Origin of the sequence: Parapedobacter deserti (assembly GCF_042646065.1) — a bacterium.
Lineage (GTDB): Bacteria > Bacteroidota > Bacteroidia > Sphingobacteriales > Sphingobacteriaceae > Parapedobacter > Parapedobacter deserti.
Map to the genome: position 1 here is coordinate 1037174 of NZ_JBHRTA010000038.1, position 16286 is coordinate 1053459.

At 52.5% G+C, this 16286-nt stretch carries 21 protein-coding genes; 9 read left to right on the forward strand and 12 right to left on the reverse strand.

Features of this window, described 5'->3' with window-relative positions; all coding sequences use genetic code 11:
* Positions 1-57: 57 nt before the first annotated feature.
* Positions 58-717: a class Ib ribonucleoside-diphosphate reductase assembly flavoprotein NrdI gene (gene nrdI / locus ACFOET_RS16990; RefSeq protein ID WP_379024846.1), complete on the reverse strand. Its 660-nt coding sequence runs from the start codon at positions 715-717 to the stop codon at positions 58-60.
* Between the two features lie 172 nt (positions 718-889).
* On the opposite strand from nrdI, the gene ACFOET_RS16995 reads away from it, so the two are divergent.
* Positions 890-1312, forward strand: coding sequence for a hypothetical protein (locus tag ACFOET_RS16995; RefSeq protein ID WP_379024848.1), 423 nt, complete (start codon positions 890-892; stop codon positions 1310-1312).
* A 159-nt stretch (positions 1313-1471) separates the two neighbouring features.
* Here ACFOET_RS16995 and ACFOET_RS17000 read toward each other — a convergent pair whose 3' ends face one another.
* Positions 1472-2236 carry a MerR family transcriptional regulator gene (locus tag ACFOET_RS17000; protein ID WP_379024850.1) on the reverse strand — a complete coding sequence of 255 codons (765 nt, stop codon included), beginning with the start codon at positions 2234-2236 and terminating at the stop codon, positions 1472-1474.
* Between the two features lie 171 nt (positions 2237-2407).
* Entirely contained in the window at positions 2408-2632 is a 225-nt protein-coding gene (locus ACFOET_RS17005; protein ID WP_379024852.1) for a hypothetical protein, read from the reverse strand.
* Positions 2633-3028: 396 nt separating this feature from the next.
* Here ACFOET_RS17005 and ACFOET_RS17010 point away from each other — a divergent pair, with 396 nt between their 5' ends.
* On the forward strand, positions 3029-4093 hold the full coding sequence (locus ACFOET_RS17010) for an NADH:flavin oxidoreductase/NADH oxidase (RefSeq protein ID WP_379024854.1): 1065 nt from the start codon (positions 3029-3031) through the stop codon (positions 4091-4093).
* Positions 4094-4104: 11 nt separating this feature from the next.
* On the opposite strand, the gene ACFOET_RS17015 is transcribed toward ACFOET_RS17010, so the two are convergent.
* Complete coding sequence (locus ACFOET_RS17015) at positions 4105-4602, reverse strand: energy transducer TonB (protein WP_379025136.1); 498 nt, start codon at positions 4600-4602, stop codon at positions 4105-4107.
* On the opposite strand from ACFOET_RS17015, the gene ACFOET_RS17020 reads away from it, so the two are divergent.
* Both ACFOET_RS17020 and ACFOET_RS17025 read left to right on the forward strand, forming a co-directional pair.
* Positions 4490-5545 (forward strand): VWA domain-containing protein, encoded by a 1056-nt coding sequence (locus ACFOET_RS17020; protein WP_379024856.1) that lies wholly within the window; start codon positions 4490-4492, stop codon positions 5543-5545. The two genes, ACFOET_RS17015 and ACFOET_RS17020, sit on opposite strands and share 113 nt — an antisense overlap.
* Positions 5475-6245, forward strand: a complete 771-nt coding sequence (locus tag ACFOET_RS17025) for a YfbK domain-containing protein (protein WP_379024858.1) — start codon at positions 5475-5477, stop codon at positions 6243-6245. Before ACFOET_RS17020 ends, ACFOET_RS17025 begins: the two co-directional genes overlap by 71 nt.
* Positions 6246-6395: 150 nt before the next feature.
* Here the strand turns inward: ACFOET_RS17025 and ACFOET_RS17030 are convergent, their stop codons facing one another.
* The 4 genes from ACFOET_RS17030 to ACFOET_RS17045 all read right to left on the reverse strand — a co-directional run bounded on the left by ACFOET_RS17030 (position 6396) and on the right by ACFOET_RS17045 (position 9308).
* Complete coding sequence (locus ACFOET_RS17030) at positions 6396-7184, reverse strand: 3-methyladenine DNA glycosylase (RefSeq protein WP_379024860.1); 789 nt, start codon at positions 7182-7184, stop codon at positions 6396-6398.
* A gap of 143 nt (positions 7185-7327) precedes the next feature.
* Positions 7328-7897 carry a YdeI/OmpD-associated family protein gene (locus ACFOET_RS17035; RefSeq protein WP_379024862.1) on the reverse strand — a complete coding sequence of 190 codons (570 nt, stop codon included), beginning with the start codon at positions 7895-7897 and terminating at the stop codon, positions 7328-7330.
* Positions 7898-8199: 302 nt separating this feature from the next.
* The gene (locus tag ACFOET_RS17040; RefSeq protein ID WP_379024864.1) at positions 8200-8706 is read right to left on the reverse strand and encodes a pyridoxamine 5'-phosphate oxidase family protein; all 507 of its coding nucleotides are present in this window, start codon (positions 8704-8706) and stop codon (positions 8200-8202) included.
* Between the two features lie 80 nt (positions 8707-8786).
* Positions 8787-9308 (reverse strand): GNAT family N-acetyltransferase, encoded by a 522-nt coding sequence (locus tag ACFOET_RS17045; protein ID WP_379024866.1) that lies wholly within the window; start codon positions 9306-9308, stop codon positions 8787-8789.
* 118 nt (positions 9309-9426) lie between these two features.
* Here ACFOET_RS17045 and ACFOET_RS17050 point away from each other — a divergent pair, with 118 nt between their 5' ends.
* Positions 9427-10266, forward strand: coding sequence for a phosphodiester glycosidase family protein (locus tag ACFOET_RS17050; RefSeq protein WP_379024868.1), 840 nt, complete (start codon positions 9427-9429; stop codon positions 10264-10266).
* Positions 10267-10304: 38 nt separating this feature from the next.
* Here the strand turns inward: ACFOET_RS17050 and ACFOET_RS17055 are convergent, their stop codons facing one another.
* Positions 10305-11216 (reverse strand): DUF6528 family protein, encoded by a 912-nt coding sequence (locus tag ACFOET_RS17055; protein ID WP_379024870.1) that lies wholly within the window; start codon positions 11214-11216, stop codon positions 10305-10307.
* Between the two features lie 206 nt (positions 11217-11422).
* Between ACFOET_RS17055 and ACFOET_RS17060 the strand changes: the two genes are divergently transcribed.
* The gene (locus ACFOET_RS17060) at positions 11423-11875 is read left to right on the forward strand and encodes a hypothetical protein (protein WP_379024872.1); all 453 of its coding nucleotides are present in this window, start codon (positions 11423-11425) and stop codon (positions 11873-11875) included.
* A gap of 22 nt (positions 11876-11897) precedes the next feature.
* On the opposite strand, the gene crcB is transcribed toward ACFOET_RS17060, so the two are convergent.
* The 3 genes from crcB to ACFOET_RS17075 all read right to left on the reverse strand — a co-directional run bounded on the left by crcB (position 11898) and on the right by ACFOET_RS17075 (position 13294).
* On the reverse strand, positions 11898-12272 hold the full coding sequence (gene crcB / locus ACFOET_RS17065) for a fluoride efflux transporter CrcB (protein ID WP_379024874.1): 375 nt from the start codon (positions 12270-12272) through the stop codon (positions 11898-11900).
* Positions 12273-12274: 2 nt separating this feature from the next.
* On the reverse strand, positions 12275-12418 hold the full coding sequence (locus ACFOET_RS17070) for a hypothetical protein (RefSeq protein WP_379024876.1): 144 nt from the start codon (positions 12416-12418) through the stop codon (positions 12275-12277).
* Between the two features lie 93 nt (positions 12419-12511).
* On the reverse strand, positions 12512-13294 hold the full coding sequence (locus tag ACFOET_RS17075) for a sulfite exporter TauE/SafE family protein (protein WP_379024878.1): 783 nt from the start codon (positions 13292-13294) through the stop codon (positions 12512-12514).
* A 133-nt stretch (positions 13295-13427) separates the two neighbouring features.
* Between ACFOET_RS17075 and ACFOET_RS17080 the strand changes: the two genes are divergently transcribed.
* Genes ACFOET_RS17080 through ACFOET_RS17090 form a run of 3 tightly spaced genes read left to right on the forward strand, consistent with a single transcriptional unit; the run spans position 13428 to position 16276 of the window.
* Positions 13428-13715, forward strand: coding sequence for a YgaP family membrane protein (locus ACFOET_RS17080; protein WP_379024880.1), 288 nt, complete (start codon positions 13428-13430; stop codon positions 13713-13715).
* 49 nt (positions 13716-13764) lie between these two features.
* Entirely contained in the window at positions 13765-15336 is a 1572-nt protein-coding gene (locus tag ACFOET_RS17085) for a lipopolysaccharide biosynthesis protein (protein ID WP_379024882.1), read from the forward strand.
* Positions 15329-16276, forward strand: a complete 948-nt coding sequence (locus ACFOET_RS17090) for a glycosyltransferase family 2 protein (RefSeq protein WP_379024884.1) — start codon at positions 15329-15331, stop codon at positions 16274-16276. The genes ACFOET_RS17085 and ACFOET_RS17090 overlap by 8 nt, the downstream gene beginning before the upstream one ends.
* The last annotated feature ends 10 nt before the right edge of the window (positions 16277-16286 follow it).

Genomic DNA, 16286 nt, shown 5'->3' on the forward strand with positions numbered 1-16286 from the left:
ACCTCATACCCAAATCGGTGTTTTCGGTTGATCTGTTGTGACCACGATCCAGCTAAGTCATATATCAGCTGTCTGAGCTTGCCTATCGCCACCAAAGCCATATAAGTGGCTTATCTGTTCGATGATTTCGGGTTTGTATCCTACCATTCGGAGGATTTCACTTTTCCCTTCAGTGACCACGACGGTGGGCACTGATTTAACGCGATACTGCGTGGCCATGTCGGGATGGTCGAACGGATTGACGTCCCGGTAAGAAATGCCGTAAGTATCTAATGCACGAGCTACTGTTGCGCAGGTCGCGCAGCTATCGGTCTGGAATTTGATGATTTGCAAGTTTGTTTCCATGGTTTCGGGTTTGTTATTGATGTAATCAATGAAGTTTTGTACTTCACCGGGAGTTCCGGATAGTTCGAATTTGAGGTTTATGGGTATGCCGTATTGTTGGTATATCCTGTCTACCGCAGCCGCGAAATCGCGACCCCAGTTGCGGTTGCCGCTCCCTGAAACGGAAAGTATTTTATGGTGATTTTGGTTAAGAAAACTGACCACCATAGGGGGTATCGTCCCAGATGGATCGGTATAGGTAACCAGGTGAGCTTTCTGGAAGGGAATGATGTTCGGGAGTTCGCAGGTACGAAGTCGCAGCACGGAACGCTCGGCAGCTTTGTTTACAAAGCGCCTGACATTTCCTGTCCTGCTGGCAAATATGATAAGCATAATATTTGTGCTTAAAGCTCCCTGTTTCCTGATATGCATTGTAGTAAACCCCGGGGTCGGGGGATTTGTTTACGCATTGCGATGCGGATTTAGGCTGTCGCTAATTCAATCAGAAGCCTCAAACTGTAGCGAACGAAGGCCGGAGTTCGTCTCTTGATGAAATGTATGGTTAATGAAAAGCATAGCTTATACACTGTTAGCGTTCATAGCGGCACTATCATGTGATCATGCCGAATCAAAGGGGGATTGTCGATCGGTGGCTTGTACCGAGGTGTTTATGTCGGTCAGCGTAAACGTGACCGACACGGGAGCGAATCCGGTAGCATTGGATAGCATCAAAGTAACTCGGTTACCGGGCAATGAAGATTTAACCCGGGAATATGACAACGAAAGCTGGAGCCTATTTAGGCAACAGGGGGTGTACCTTGTCGCCGACGATTCGCACGCCAAACGGTTGCCGCGCCATACCGATATCAAGCTGAATTTCCGGGGATATATCGGGAGCCGAGAAGTGGCCAATGCCGACTATGTGGTCACCTTCGACTGCTGCCACATCAGCCTGGTATCTGGAGATACAGAACTGGTGATTGAATAATCCATAGCGTCGATTGGATGATGGCATCGGAAATGCTATCCGGCATCAACAGCTTGTATGATATATGCCTCCAGGAAAGTTTCGATAGGCAGCAGCTACCGGTTTTGGCAACAATTAATCCTCGCCCGGGCATAAGGGCGTGGATTAATTGTTGTGGCGCTATCGTGTCAACAGCTGCGTATCCACGTAATGGTGGATGGCGCGTTGCAGAAAGCTGCCGAACGTTGCGGCTGATACCCCGTCTACCTGCGTATACCGAGGATCGTTGGCATACAGATCACCAAGACCCCGGTACGCTTCTGCCGCGTCGCTTGCCTTACCCCAGAATTTTAGGATGTACTGATAATGCTTGGCTATTTCCGCCTGGACATCGGGGCTCTGGGGATCCTGTAGTGACATCGTGGCCAAACGTTCAATGTTTTGCTTAAAGTCCCGTTGCAGCGCATGGAAGTCGGCCTTGCTCATTTTCATCAGCTCGCGTTCTCCATGTGCCACCTGTTCCGGCCACCTTTCTTTAGCCTCCTGACGCCATGCTTCAGCATGCTCTTTGGGCAGGCCTTCGTATAATTCTTCTGGATTCATCATCATTTTGTTTTTTAAGTGAAACATTGTTTTTTCAAGTGTAGCCACGAGTTGGTCTATGCGTTTACGCCGTGACAGCAATAGCCGCTTTTGTCCTTCAAGCGCTTCAATAAGGTCAAAATCAGGGCGGTTAATTAGCCGGTCTATGGTCTTCAGCTCAAAATCGAGTTCTTTGTAAAACAGGATTTGCTGGAGGCGAAGCAGCTCTGCCTCCCCATACTGGCGGTACCCTGCGGCGGTACGCTCGGTTGGTTTGAGTAATCCAATCTGATCGTAGTGGTGGAGTGTGCGCACACTCACGCCAGCTAACTTGGCCAACTTTTTAACGCTATAGTACTTCATCGCAACACGGTATTATTGTTACCGGCAACAAAGGTAGGCTATGACGTTACGTAAGAGTCAAGAAAAATTTTCACTTTATTGAAAAATGCCGTTTGCGTGTCATCTAGCTCCAAAACCACAAGCAGGTTAGAAAGGTCCAAAGGAAACTTATGACGCGGAATGGAGGGGGCGTTATCGTTCCTTAGCGCTTTCTAACCTCACCACATAAACCGGAAACGGTGTGCCAGACGTGCACGATTCAGCGATCTTTTGAAAATCGATGATGTTGGGGGCAAAATACACGAGCGTCCAGACGCTAACGCCGATGTGCAGGGCGAGTAGGAGAAGCAACCAATTTCTGACCGGATCGATTTTCCAGCAGAAAATGAGCGCAAGCAAGAACGTGATCTCTTGCACGAGTGTGTAACGATATAAAATGCCTTAAAATCAAACGGTATTCTCCGCGGAACATGGCAAGTGACTCAGGCGGGGACGCTGTCCACTTGGGTACAATAACGGCTGTTTCAAACAGCTGTGCTCCATTCATAATAAAATAGGCAAGTGTGATGATAAAAAGCCATACCTCGGCTCAAATATCTGCTCGTGATGTTTTCATGTTAATCGCTGTTTAATTCTTGGGTTGTTTCATCCAGGAGCTGTATGGCACCTTGGAAGTACTTTCAAACACTTTAAGCTCTCCCCCGGAAAAGGAGGCAAGAAAAGCAGTTGTTTTCTGATCCTCTCCCGGGAACCAGGCATAGTATGCTACACTAGCTTTATCCGTATATTTGTACTATTAAACCCTACTGAGATATGTCAACACTATTTAGCCCCATGGTCATACGGGGAGTCAGGTTAAAAAACCGGATAATTGTATCCCCCATGTGCCAGTATTCGTCGGTGGACGGATTTGCCAATGACTGGCACCTGGTGCATTTGGGAAGCAGGGCGGTGGGCGGAGCCGGCCTGGTGATTACGGAGGCTACTGCGGTGTCTCCCGAAGGCCGGATATCGCCGCAGGATTTGGGTATTTGGAAGGACGAGCACATGGAAAAGCTTCTTCAGATCACTACTTTTATCAAGGACCAGCAAAGTGTGCCGGGAATACAGCTCGCGCACGCGGGCAGGAAGGCCAGCACGGCCACGCCCTGGAGGGGCAGGGGTGGGATTGCTGTTGAAGATGGCGGATGGACGACGGTTGCCCCCTCAGCGATTCCGTATGCGGATGGCTATCCCATGCCGGTTGAACTGGACCTGGAGGGCATTCAACAGGTCGCTGCTGACTTTGCCATGGCCACGGAAAGGGCATTGCATGCGGGGTTTCAGGTAGCTGAAATCCATGCGGCACACGGCTATTTGCTGCATCAGTTCCTATCGCCTTTGAGTAATCACCGGACTGATGACTATGGCGGAAGTTTTGAAAACCGTGTCCGGTTGCTGTTGGAAGTCGTTGAACGGGTGAAAGCGGTCTGGCCGGATGACCTGCCGCTTTTTGTGCGGATTTCGGCGACTGATTGGGCGGATGCGGGGTGGGATATTGATGAATCGGTACGCCTGGCCGCTTTGCTGAAATCAAAGGGGGTGGATGTGATAGATGTATCAACCGGCGGGTTGGTCAACCACCAACAGATTACGGTGGGCTACGGATACCAAGTGCCTTTTGCCTCGCGGATAAAAAGGGAAACGGGAATATTGACCTCCGCGGTGGGCTTAATCACCGACGCGGTACAGGCGGAAACGATATTGGCCAATGGCGATGCCGACATGATCATGATGGCCAGGGAACTGCTGCGGAATCCTTATTTTCCGTTGCAGGCTGCCGGTGAACTGGATGATGACGTGGCCTGGCCAATCCAGTATGCACGGGCGAAACCCTAAAACTTGACCTTTTATTCAACCTGGCGATCGCCGCGTTTGCCGGGCTGCCATTTCGGACCCTCACGCACGAGGTGGATGGCCTGCTCGCTCAGCGCTGCATCCGTTGTGCGGACGACCCGTATGCCGGTGGGAGTGCCGTTGTCATCAATGGTGAAGGCCAGTGTGACCACCCCTTTGGGACCCTCGGCCTGCTTGATCCCCCGTTTGAGATACCGGTTGTACGCCCGCCAGCCTTTAGCGGGTTTGGGCTGACCGGCGGTTGGGCGTTTGCTGTCATAACCGACAACAACAATTTCGTCTAGCCGGGCCGTCGCGGGCTGCAGCGCGATGATGACGCTGTCGAGGCCGGCAATGAGGACTTGCTGTTGCTCATAGCCGAAATAGGATGCCGTTAGCGTGTGGGAAGGGATCTCCAAGGTAAACGCTCCGCTGGAATCAGTGACCGTGGTGTGGTTGTCCGCCAGTTGCAGGACGACACCCTGTAGCGGTATCTGGGTCTCGTGGTCAATAACTTTGCCCGTGATCGCTTTCGGCTATGAAACCAAGCGGCTAAAAGTAGGTAAGCAAGATAAGCTGGATGTGCGGCTTGTGCCATCAGCGGTATCGTTGGATGAAGTGGTGGTGGTCGGACACGGTACGCAGGAGCGCGCGGCGCTGACCGGCGGGGCACGCATCATGATCAGGGGTGGCTGGCCGCCGAAGCCGGCACATACCGAATCTTATAAAAGGTTTGCTGAAAACCGCTTCTTCAACCCGCTGGAGGAGCCGCTATCGACCTTTGCAATCGATGTGGATGCCGCCTCGTACAGCAACTTCCGCCGTTTTATCAACAGTGGGCAGTTGCCGCCAACCGATGCGGTGCGGATCGAGGAAATGGTCAATTATTTCCGGTATGACCTGGAGGGTCCTGCCAACGGTGAGCCTGTAGCCACCCACACAGAGCTGGCGGCTGCGCCCTGGAATCCGCAGCACTGCTTACTGCGCGTAGGCCTGAAAGCGAAACCGGTGCCCAACGATAAGCTGCCGGCATCGAATCTGGTGTTTCTTATCGATGTATCGGGTTCGATGGCCGGTGAAAACCGCCTGCCACTGGCACAGGCATCGATGAAAATGCTGGTGGATCAGCTGTGCGACAATGACCATGTAGCCATTGTGACGTATGCGGGATCGGCGGGAGTAGCGCTGGAAAGTACCTCCGGAAGCCGGAAAACAAAAATCAAAGATGCGATCGACGCGCTCGGTGCCGTGGGCCTACCGCGGGCGGAGCCGGACTGGCGCTGGCGTACCGCCTCGCGCGGCAGCACTTCATTAAGGGGGGCAACAACCGCATTATACTGTCCTCCGACGGGATTTCAATGTCGGTGCCTCCAGCGACGGCGATATGGAGCAGCTCATCGCCCGGGAGCGGCAGAGCGGGGTGAGCTTGTCGGTGCTGGGTTTTGGAATGGGTAACCTGAAGGACAGCAAGATGGAACTGCTGGCCGACAAGGGCCATGGAAATTTTGCGTATATCGATAACATCACGGAAGCCCGCAAAGCGATGGTCACCGAGTTTGGCGGCACGCTATTCACCGTGGCTAAGGATGTGAAAGTACAAGTAGAGTTCAACCCTGCCAAGGTGCAGGCATACCGGTTGGTAGGCTATGAAAACCGCTTGCTCGAAAAGGAAGACTTCAATAATGACGGGAAGCTGGGCGGCGACATGGGTGTAGGGCACACCGTCACCGCATTGTACGAAATCGTACCGGTGGGTGTGAAGAGCAGTTTTCCGGGCGACGTGGATCCGTTGAAATACCAAAATGTGAAAGCGCGGCCGGCGGAGCGCAGCAGTGATGAAGTGGCGACCATCAAGTTCCGCTACAAAGACCCTGATGGGAACAAAAGCCGTATGCAGCAGGTGGCTGAAGCCGACAGGCCGCAACAGCTGGCGGCGGCCAGCGCGGATTTCCGCTTTGCCAGTGCTGTCGCGGAGCTGGGTATGCTGCTGCGCAATTCGGAGTATAAGCAGCAGGCGGATTACGACCGGCTGATAGCCCGGGCCAGAGGGGCGAAGGGTGCCGATGACGAAGGCTATCGTGCGGAATTCATCCGTCTGGCGGAAAGCGCGAAGCTTTTGGCCATGAGTAATGACGTGGCCGCGGAAGGCCATTGAACTTGCATATAGAAAGCACATTCATCATACCAGCTCCCCCGGCGCTGGTTTTTGTGGCGCTGACCAGGGAGGACACGATCCGGTTGGGGACGGGGGAGGAGGCGGTGATGTCTCCCAAATCCGGTGCCGAATTTTCTTTGTGGGGTGGGGCTATTGTGGGTAAGAACCTGTCGTTTGAACCCGGTACGAAGACTGGACAGCAAACGGTATCTTCCGGGTAGCACGCCGGATGATCCATTGTGTATGGGGGTTATCCGATGCTGACCAACCACTTATCAACGCAACAGCGGCGGTCTTATTTACCTTCAGCCAGTCCGTGAGGTGGTTGGCCACTGATTTCTTTACAAACGTTATTTCGTCTCCTTTTAATAACTCGAGCACCTCAAAAACCTGATGGGGACTGTGGTTGAAAGTGTCCAGCTTAGGGGCCCAGGGCAACTTTGGCCTTAGGCCTTCGCTTGCCAACCGTCGCAGGTGAAAATCACTTGATGTCGCCCATCCCCTGATGATGGCCAATGAAGCATCGGGGTACTTTCTAATATAGGGGCGGATGGCGTATTCGCCCGTATTGCGTCTTGTAATTTCCGAAATCGCAGCCATCGATAGCTGGAAGTGATCCAAGCCGTATTTTTCAACAAATTTGCCGATAGGCAATATCCAGTAGTAATGGGTAAACATCCCTGTTTCATTGGGATTCGGAGGCCCAAGTATATTTATGAACGTCGCTAAAGCCTCCTCGTATGTGCCGGGAAAATGGTCATGGAGCTTATCCGCAATGATTTCTACACGTTGTGTATAGGTCTTTCTCACTACTGACTCCGCTACGTCGGTTATAAATAGCTCGCTTGGAAAGAGCGGTGCGATGACTGCAATTTTATCGGCCAGCAATATGGCCAGCTCTTCTCCGAATTTTTCCGTAATACTGTAATTGCTTCCCATGTACTTTATATTGTGTGTTGCAATTGCTCGGCTCTTGCTTATGGCTTCGTTTGTGCAGACGCGCCTCCCGTATCAAACCTAAGCGTTACCGCAGCAAAGTTGCCGAAGATCGGTTGTTTAGTATTGTATAAAACGGACAAGTCTCAGAAGGGGGCAGGCTTTTTGCTTTGACCGGCCAACCGCGCGGTTTCAGCAATGCGTTTTTGTCTTGTTTCAGGGCGTTTCGCTAGTACGATCCACGTCAGGATCGCTTTCCGGGCAGATTTGCTCAGGCTGTGGAAGTAGGATCCGGCGCCTTGGTGGCCCTGAAGTGCTTGGGCCAAATCTGCAGGCACCTGCAATGCCTCAACTTCGTCCAAGATTGCCCACGAACCGTTTTCTTTCGCCGTTTCCACGCTGGCCAGTCCGGCCGGAGCCATTAACCCCTCGTGGTTCAGTCGCTCGACTTTGTCCTTGTTGATTTTCGACCATGTGCTGTGTGGTTTCCGTTTGCTGAAAAATTGTATGGTGCTTTCCTCATCAAGTTTCTTTTTGATGCTGTCTATCCAGCCGAAGCATAGGGCTTCATCCACCGCTTCACTCCAGGTGATGGTGGGTCTGCCGGTGGATTTCCTGTGTTGAACCAGCCATACGCCTTGTTTATTAGCATGGTTTTCACTGAGCCATCGCCGCCATTCCTTCCTGTTTCTTGCGTATATTTTCTCGTGTTCCATCCGGTTGAATTTTGTCGGTCCTTTACTTAAGTCCTTTATTTAACAACAAAGATAGCGCACGGTACTGACAACCCTATGTCAGGGATAGACATACTTAATTGGCTCCGCTGGATCTACCGGAGAAGGTGACTGAGTCACTTTTTTGACGATTTGGTGTGAGTAATCCGTTAGCTGCTGATCGTCTGCTATACGAATGTCGTGGCGTGGCGAGCCACTTGGTGCAGCATTCGGCGGGTCCATGAACGCGGCAATCGATTATGATCGTGGGTATCCACGGTCTGTTCTCACCGTGTGGGTTGCCACTACAAGTTCAAATCTCCTTGCCTGCCGATATCCATCTGCTTGCCAGACGCGCCGCTGGCCGCCACTTTCAGAAGGGTAACCAATTTATTGGATTTGGTGTCCCAGTAATGGGCGTCTTCGGGAATTACTTTCAAAACGCGGATATGCGGATCTTCCCGCCCCTTTTCGAACCAAGCCGCTACCATGTTGCTCCAATACTTGTCGATCCGGCCTTGGTCTTGCGATATTTCTGCCGTGCCGTTGATGCTGAGGAATTTGTAATTCCGGACATCGGAGTATAACAAGCTCGCCTTGTTGTTATGTTGGAGGTGTTTATGGGTTTCGCTTTCCGACGAAAACAGAAACCAGATATGGCCATTTTCGTCAACCTCCTGACGGCTCATTGGCACAGCGTGCGGATAGTCGGTGCCCGGCATGAAGGTGCACAGCACGCCGATGTCTATCCCGTCAACCAGATCCTTTAGTTTGTCAATGGCCTCCTGACCGTTCAAATTTTCTGTGCTCATGACGTTTCGTTTCGTTCAACTGTGTTCACTTTATCAACGAAAAGCGGCGTGTTTTGTTTGATGAGCCGCTCTCGCTTAGCCTATAGTGTGAGCTCCAGCGACTCTGCCGGGAGGCCGTCATAGTCGAAAAGCTTTGTGGAAATGAAGCCTTGGTTGATCAAAATCTTCCGTGATGCCAGGTTGGCGGGGTCAATGATGGCGGTCAGCTTTTTAAGCTGCGGTTCGGAGCGAGCTACTTCGATAAGCTGCCTGGCTGCTTCCGTGCCCAGCCCTTTGCCCCAGTATTGCGGCAATAAAATGTATCCCAACTCTGCTGATGCAGCAGCCTGTTTGGTGATCTCCAGCTTGCCGAGGCCGAGAAACGTGCCGGACGAGCGTTCCAGAAGTTTAAATTGGCCGAAGCGTTCATGCAGTGTGTTGTTGATGAGCAGTTTTCCGAAATCCGCTCTGGCCTCCTCGTAGGGAATGGCACGCTCAGTAATCTGTGCCATGATCTGTTCGTTGCCAACCAGCGTGTAATAATAAGCAAAATCCTGCGCAGTGAATTTTTCAAGCATTACCTTCCCGCACTGGTGAGGGTGTGCGGATTGGAGTGTTTGCATGGTGCTAAGATAGGGAAAAAGAAAAAAATGGTAGCTCCCGGTTTGCTGTAGATATAATGTTACTGATGATATGAAGTTGGCTTGCGGAAATGAATATAGTTCTACTAACTTTGGACGCATGAAGAAACATGTTCCCGCAATTCTCATTGGCTTTTTACTGCTAACTCAATTGGCTTGTGGACAATCGCCGGATTCACTAGCCGTGGTGACTAACCAATGGAACACCAAAACCGTCGGAAAGGGTATCATTTGGAAACACGGACATTTCGAACGGCTGTTTGGGAGCCAACAGGACGTAAACCTGGTGGAAATAGATTTGAAGAAACACCGCAGGAAAATCCGCATAGCAGCGGATGCTGTCCGGTTGGACAGTACCTCGCAGATTGCAGCCACGCATGATGCCGTGGCAGCCATCAATGGGGGATTTTTTGATATGAAAAACGGCGGATCGGTCGACTACGTGAAGGTAGCCAATCGGGTCATCAACCGTACGAAAACGCAAACTGACCGCGCAAATGCAGTATTGCTGATCTCCAGGAAGAAAACCGAAATCCAGCCGGCCGCTTCCCCGGATTACGAGCGCAGCGAGGTGCCGAACGTGCTGTTATCGGGCCCGCTGTTGATCCACGACGGGTCTGCGATCATCCTTGCTTCCAACCCTTTCAATGACAACCGCCACCCACGCAGCGCCATAGCCGTTACTGCCGACCGTAAGCTGATCTTTGTCGTCGTAGACGGCCGTAACAAGCAGGCTGCAGGCATGAGCCTCGCCGAGTTGACAAAATTACTGGGCTGGCTGGGCGCTGGTGATGCGATGAATCTTGACGGTGGTGGAAGCAGCACCTTGTTTGTCAAAGGGGCAACGGAAACGGGCGTGGTGAACCACCCATCGGACAACAAGATATTTGATCACAGTGGGCAACGCCCAGTGGCCAATATCATCTACGTTGTCAACTGAAAGGAACGGTCGGCTACCTGCGGGCGCGGGGCTCCGCTTCAGTCTACCACACGGACTTTATAGGTCCGGATGTCGGGTATTACGATCCGGAAATCTGGAGCGATGCCGTATATGTGGCGCGTCCACCAGCTTTCTTCCGCAATGGTATAAACCAACGCGCCTGTACGGGCATCATAGTTGGCCGATTTGACATTGTGGTGGTCTTTGAGCGGCTCGAAGGGGGTGAATTCACCCGTTTGGATATCCGCGAGCCAGACGTGGTGGTGGGTACTGACGAGGAGATGACCGGATTTGGTAGCAGACAGCTCATGGCCGCCTTCATCAGGCAGTGGAAACGTGCGCACCCGTTGTAGGTACGGCCGGTCGGTGTCCCAATCACGCTGGCGGTACACCAGGACGCTATCAAAGCCCAGTGCCACCAATTCCTGCCGGTCGGCGAGCCACACCGCGCCATGACCGGAATACAGGGTGTCTTTGTAGAGCACTTGCTCCGGCCACCGCTCGTCATACAGCTCCAAGCTGTTGCCCGCTGGATGCGTAGAGTTGGCAACTGCGATTCGTCCGCCTGGCAACAGGTCCGCTGAATGCGCCATGGGCGTTTTCGCGTAAAACAGGACGCGCTTGCTGGCGATGTCCAGCAGGAGGGTGGCGCCGGAGGAAGAGGTGATGAGCAACTGCGTGTTGCCGCGCACCGGCTTGCACTCATCAAGCGAGCGGAGCATGCCGAAATATTCCTCAGGGAGTTGCCCCTTTGCTTCACTGGCCTGCCATGACCAGCGTATCTTGCTTTCACCAGCGCGCGCGGCACGACCGTCATAAACGCGGATTTTGTCATCCCCGCAGATAACCAGGTCTCCGGCGTTTAGGGTGAAGCGGGGGCCATTGCCTGAGGTGAACAACGGGCCTTGCATAAGCAGGCAACCTAAAATAAATATGATTATCCGTTTCATTTGCTGTTGATTGAGAGCACCCCATCTGCTGCCCTTGCCGATTTTTGAAAGCAGTTGTTGGCGGTACTATCGGTATGTTGTCTCATGGATCGATGTCGGGTCGCCACAAAGGTAAAGGATTATTGTTACCCAAATATTAAAAATTGCAGCTGCCGGACCGCCTGTAGCGGTAAGCACGTGCATCTCGTCTTACCAAAAAATAATCTATGATGAAAAAACTATCCGTTTTTTATTTGCTGATGACCACCATGGCGATGTCTTGCGCAGAACGAACCGCCAACGACACTGACGGCACGGACGACACGTCTTGTGAGGACGTAATGTGTACCTTTCAATTTGAGACCATCACGGTTAAGGTGGTCGATGGCGATGGGGCTCCGGTGACGCTGGACAGCATAAAAGTGACCCGTGTTTCCGACAAACAGGACCTGACGGCCGGAAGCACGGGCATTGAGGGGACTTTCATGCACGAGCCGGGCGTGTATATGCTTGCCGACGACGGTTATGATGCAGACGCCATCCCCCGGTTTGAAGAAACCGAATTGCACTTTGAAGGGTTTATTGGCGATAGCCGGGTGGTCAGCGGAGACTACATGGTTACGTATGACTGCTGCCATATTTCGTTGGTCTCCGGCGAACGGGAACTGATAGTAAGGTAGCGGGTGTCTATTGCCTCCGGCCTCATCCCCGGACAATCCATATGCCGGCCCAAACGAGCGCTACACCAAATATGACGCTCAGCAACGTATAGGCGACAGCCGTGAAGACCTGCTGGTTTTGGATAAGCAGCAGGTTTTCATGGGCGAATGCCGAGAACGTGGTGTAGCCGCCGCAGAAGCCTGTGATGAACAAGAGCCGCAGGTTGGTGTTGGCGTAGGCTGAGTGGCTGAACAGGCCAGCGAGCAAGCCGATAAGAAAGCACCCACCAAGGTTGACCAACAGCGTTGGAAGGGGAAAAGTGGTGTGTACATATCGTGCGGTGAGTATGGACACCAAGTACCGGAGCATGCTGCCCACACTGCCGCCGATGCCTACCAAAATCAGTTGTTTGAGCATCGCTATTGTCGGTTATACGTGGTCGATCGGCTCGCCCAGGCCTCACCGAGGCGCACATCCGGCGGTTGGATATCCAACGATGCAAACGCCTGCGATTCTGCCTGTACGCAACGGGCGCAAATCTTATTTTTGATACCGATTTTCATCTTTTTTAAAACTTGTAATGTGGTGATGCCGGCCCATGCAACCGCACCACGAACAAATGTACTGAATCCCTCGGACTTAGTCTTCGCGGTCCGTCAAAACAACTCCCTGCTTAGGATATAAATGCCCATAATGAGTACAAACCAGCCGAAGCCGCTTCGCAGGCGGTCGGCAGAAATGCGGCGGCCAAGGGCGCTGCCGATGAACACACCGAATATGGTGATGGCCAATATTTTGAGCAGGAACGGCCAGTCAATGCTTACATGTCCGACATCCCCGATGAACCCCATGAGCGAATTGATCGTAATGATAAACAGTGAAGTGCCAATGGCCTCTTTAATGGGTATATGGATCAGTAGCACCAACGCGGGAATGATTAGAAAGCCGCCCCCGGCACCCAGCAGTCCGGTGACGAGGCCAATGCCGACGCCAAAGGCGAGCAGCGTAGGCATTCCCGATTGTTTACGTGGCGTACCCCCGTCTTGGTGACCGAGAATCATGGATACCGATGCGGCCAGCATCAAGGCGGCAAAAAACACCATGATCGCAGCGGACTTGGTAACCGTGAACGCCCCGACCTGCCAAAGCACATCAGGAATCGCCGGCAGCATATACTTCCTGACTGCAAAGACCGTCACTACTGAGCTGACGCTAAATGAGAGGCCAGCTTTGACATTGACATACCCTCTGCTGTATTGAAATACTGCGCCGCTGAGGCTGGTCAGCCCCACGATAAACAGGGAGTAGGACGTAGCCAGCGCAGGCTCAATACGAAATAGGTAGACGAATACCGGAACGGTGAGTATGGAACCGCCACCACCGATGAGGCCTAAGGATATACCAATAAAGACGGACAGGATATAACCGATAATTTCCATGTGCTGCGGACAAAGTACGTGTTATTTGTCAAAACTACAAAGCTGGGCAGGTAAATACGCTTTGCGAAAAACTAAACGGAGGAATGGTTGTTTACCTATCTGTAAGCAAAAGTTAATCAAAAGATTTAGACGTATGGAACCCAAGACCAAAGAAATACTGGACGACGTAAAAGACCGGTTGAGAGAAGCCGCGGAGCATCGCAACATTGCCGACTCTGAGCGGATATTATCGGTAGCAGCGGGCGCATTTGTGCTATACAACGGAATTACCTGTATGTTTAAGTCTCCAATCTCCGGCCTTGCAAAGGTAGCCGTAGGTGGTGGCCTGATCCTTCGTGGGGCAACAGGATATTGTCCGCTGACCGAATCGGTATGTGCCAGCCGGGAGGGAGTTATCGTAGACCGCGCTATGGAAGTATAACGGGTGGTTTTGGCCAATCGGCATTTTTGCCGATATTGGTTGGCTGAATATGCATCCCGATACGACGGAACAAACTCAGGAAACATCAGGGACGGCCAGCGCCAAACGATTGTTTTCCGGGTCCTTATGGGGCATCCTCGCCAAGGTCGTTGATGCCCTTGCAAAGTTCGTAACCATACCCATGCTGGTGGGCTTTTACGGTAAGGCAGACTATGGCCTTATTGCGCTGGCGTTTTCGCTGAATGCCTACCTGCGGCTGATGGATCTCGGTTTCAACGTGGGGGCGGTCCGGTTTTTTTCCATGTGGACCGCCGAAGGGAAATGGGAAAAAATCGCGGATGTTTCCCGTTCCAGCATTGTTTTCTACGGAACGATCGGGCTGATTAATGCGGCAATCTTTCTGGTCATGTCGGAAAACGGTGGTTACCTGTTTAACCTTACGGAAGCCCAGTTGCCCCTGTATAGGCAGATCATGTATATCCTGTCGGTTTCAACTGTGCTCAGTTGGCTTTCTAGTGTAGCCATCCAGTTGCTGAGCGCTAAGGATGAATTGGGCTTTGTAAACCGGGTGACCCTCATCAGTAGCGTGTTGCATCTTGCGGTAGCGTTTTCGGCCATACACCTGCAATGGACGCTGATCTCTTACTTTATTGGGTATACGCTTACTACGCTGATGCCGGTCGTGTTTTACGTGAAACGCCTTGGGGTCTTTCCCCTGCCGCGGGCGTCATTGCTGACGCCAAGGTGGCATGGAGCTGCATTTCGAGAAATACTGGCCTACAGCCTGGCGATATTTGCCATGGGGATATTTCAGTTGACTGCCAATAACTTGCGACCGCTCCTGCTGGGAAGATTTGCTGATGGCATGGAGGTACTTACCGATTACCGCGTGATTCAGACCATCGCCACGCTGATCATTGCGTTTGGCGGTGTATTCATGCAGGTATTGTTGCCCTCGGCATCTAAGGCGTATGCGGCAGGTGATCAGCAGCGCATAGAACGCATGGTGTTTGAAGCGACCAAATACATTTCCATCTTTTTAGGCTTTGTGGTGTTTGTACTGATCCTCAACGCAGATCAGATACTGCTGCTCTATATGGGTGAAGGCTATGGCCATCTTTCCCTGTGGCTGGCGCTGTGGTTACTCACGGTGTTGCTGTCTATGCACAACACGCCGGTAGCCAGTTTGGTGCTTTCGACAGGGAAGACGCGGTTTCTGGTATATTCTTCGGCCGTGGCCTGTGTCGTCTCGTTGCCGGTCACCGTCATCTTTGCCAGCACACTGCAAGTCGGTGCTGCGGTGGTCGGCTACCTCGTGTATATGTTGCTTCAAATCGGCTTCTTTTATGTGTACTATATACCGAAGGTGCTGCACCTGAATGGGGCCCGGCTGTTTATCCGTGCATTTTTTCCGGCGGCGCTGGGAGGCGCTTCAGCGCTGCTCGTCAGTCGGTACGCTGCGAAGCTGTTGGCCCTGCCGGACGGATATGGCACGGTTATCGCCAGTTCGGCTATATTTGCCCTGCTATATCTTGGCTACCTGTTGATGTTCGTAGTCAAACCGGCAGATATTCGTTACCTGAAAAAAACGCTAATGAGGAAAGGAAAGGACGATGCCTAAATTTTCAGTCTGCATTCCGGCCTATAAGAGCCGCTTTCTAAAGGAATGCATCCAGAGCATACTCGGGCAAACATATCCGGATTTCGAGCTGATTATCCTCAACGACTGCTCTCCCGAACCGGTGAGGCAGGTGGTTAAATTGTTCACCGACGCCCGTATCCGCTACTACGAAAATGACACGAATGTCGGTGCGGTAAGGCTTACCGAAAATTGGAACAAGTGCCTCGGGTTGGCGATAGGCGAATATACTGTGATGATGGGCGACGATGACCGGATGGGTCCTGACTACCTCGACGAGTTTTCAGCATTGATCACCGCTTATCCAGGGTTGGATGTATATCACTGCAGAAGCGTGATTATCGATGACGGCGGCAATGCCGTCCAGCTGACGCCTTCCTGCCCATCATACGAACGGGTGTGCGACCATATCTGGCACCGGCTCCGCCAGCTCCGGTCGCAATACATCTCTGATTTCGTGTACCGTACCGAAGCACTCCAAGCCCGCGGGGGATTTTACCCCCTGCCATTGGCATGGGGTTCGGACGACATCACGGCCTACCTCGCGTGCGGCGACAAGGGCATTGCTCATACCAACAAACCGGTGTTCCATTATCGGAGCAACAGCCTGTCCATCTCGTCGTCAGGCAATGAGTTGGAAAAAATGCGCGGCAACATGGCGTATTCCGGCTGGTTGCACCGGTTTTTGGAGATACATACCCCCCATGAGTCGGAGCGGGTGGTCTACGAAAACCTGCTTCGGGAACAACAGGCGCTCATGCGCGAGCGGAAGCTTTTCACCATGGCGCTGTCCATGCGCGAAAGTGCCGGGCGAAAAATGTTGATGTGGTGGCGGCACCGCCGGGAATTCGACCTCCGGTGGAGTGACATCATCATCGCGGCGGCCAAAGCCCGCGGGCTGCGGAAAAGGTTGGCAACATAGTTATTCAGGT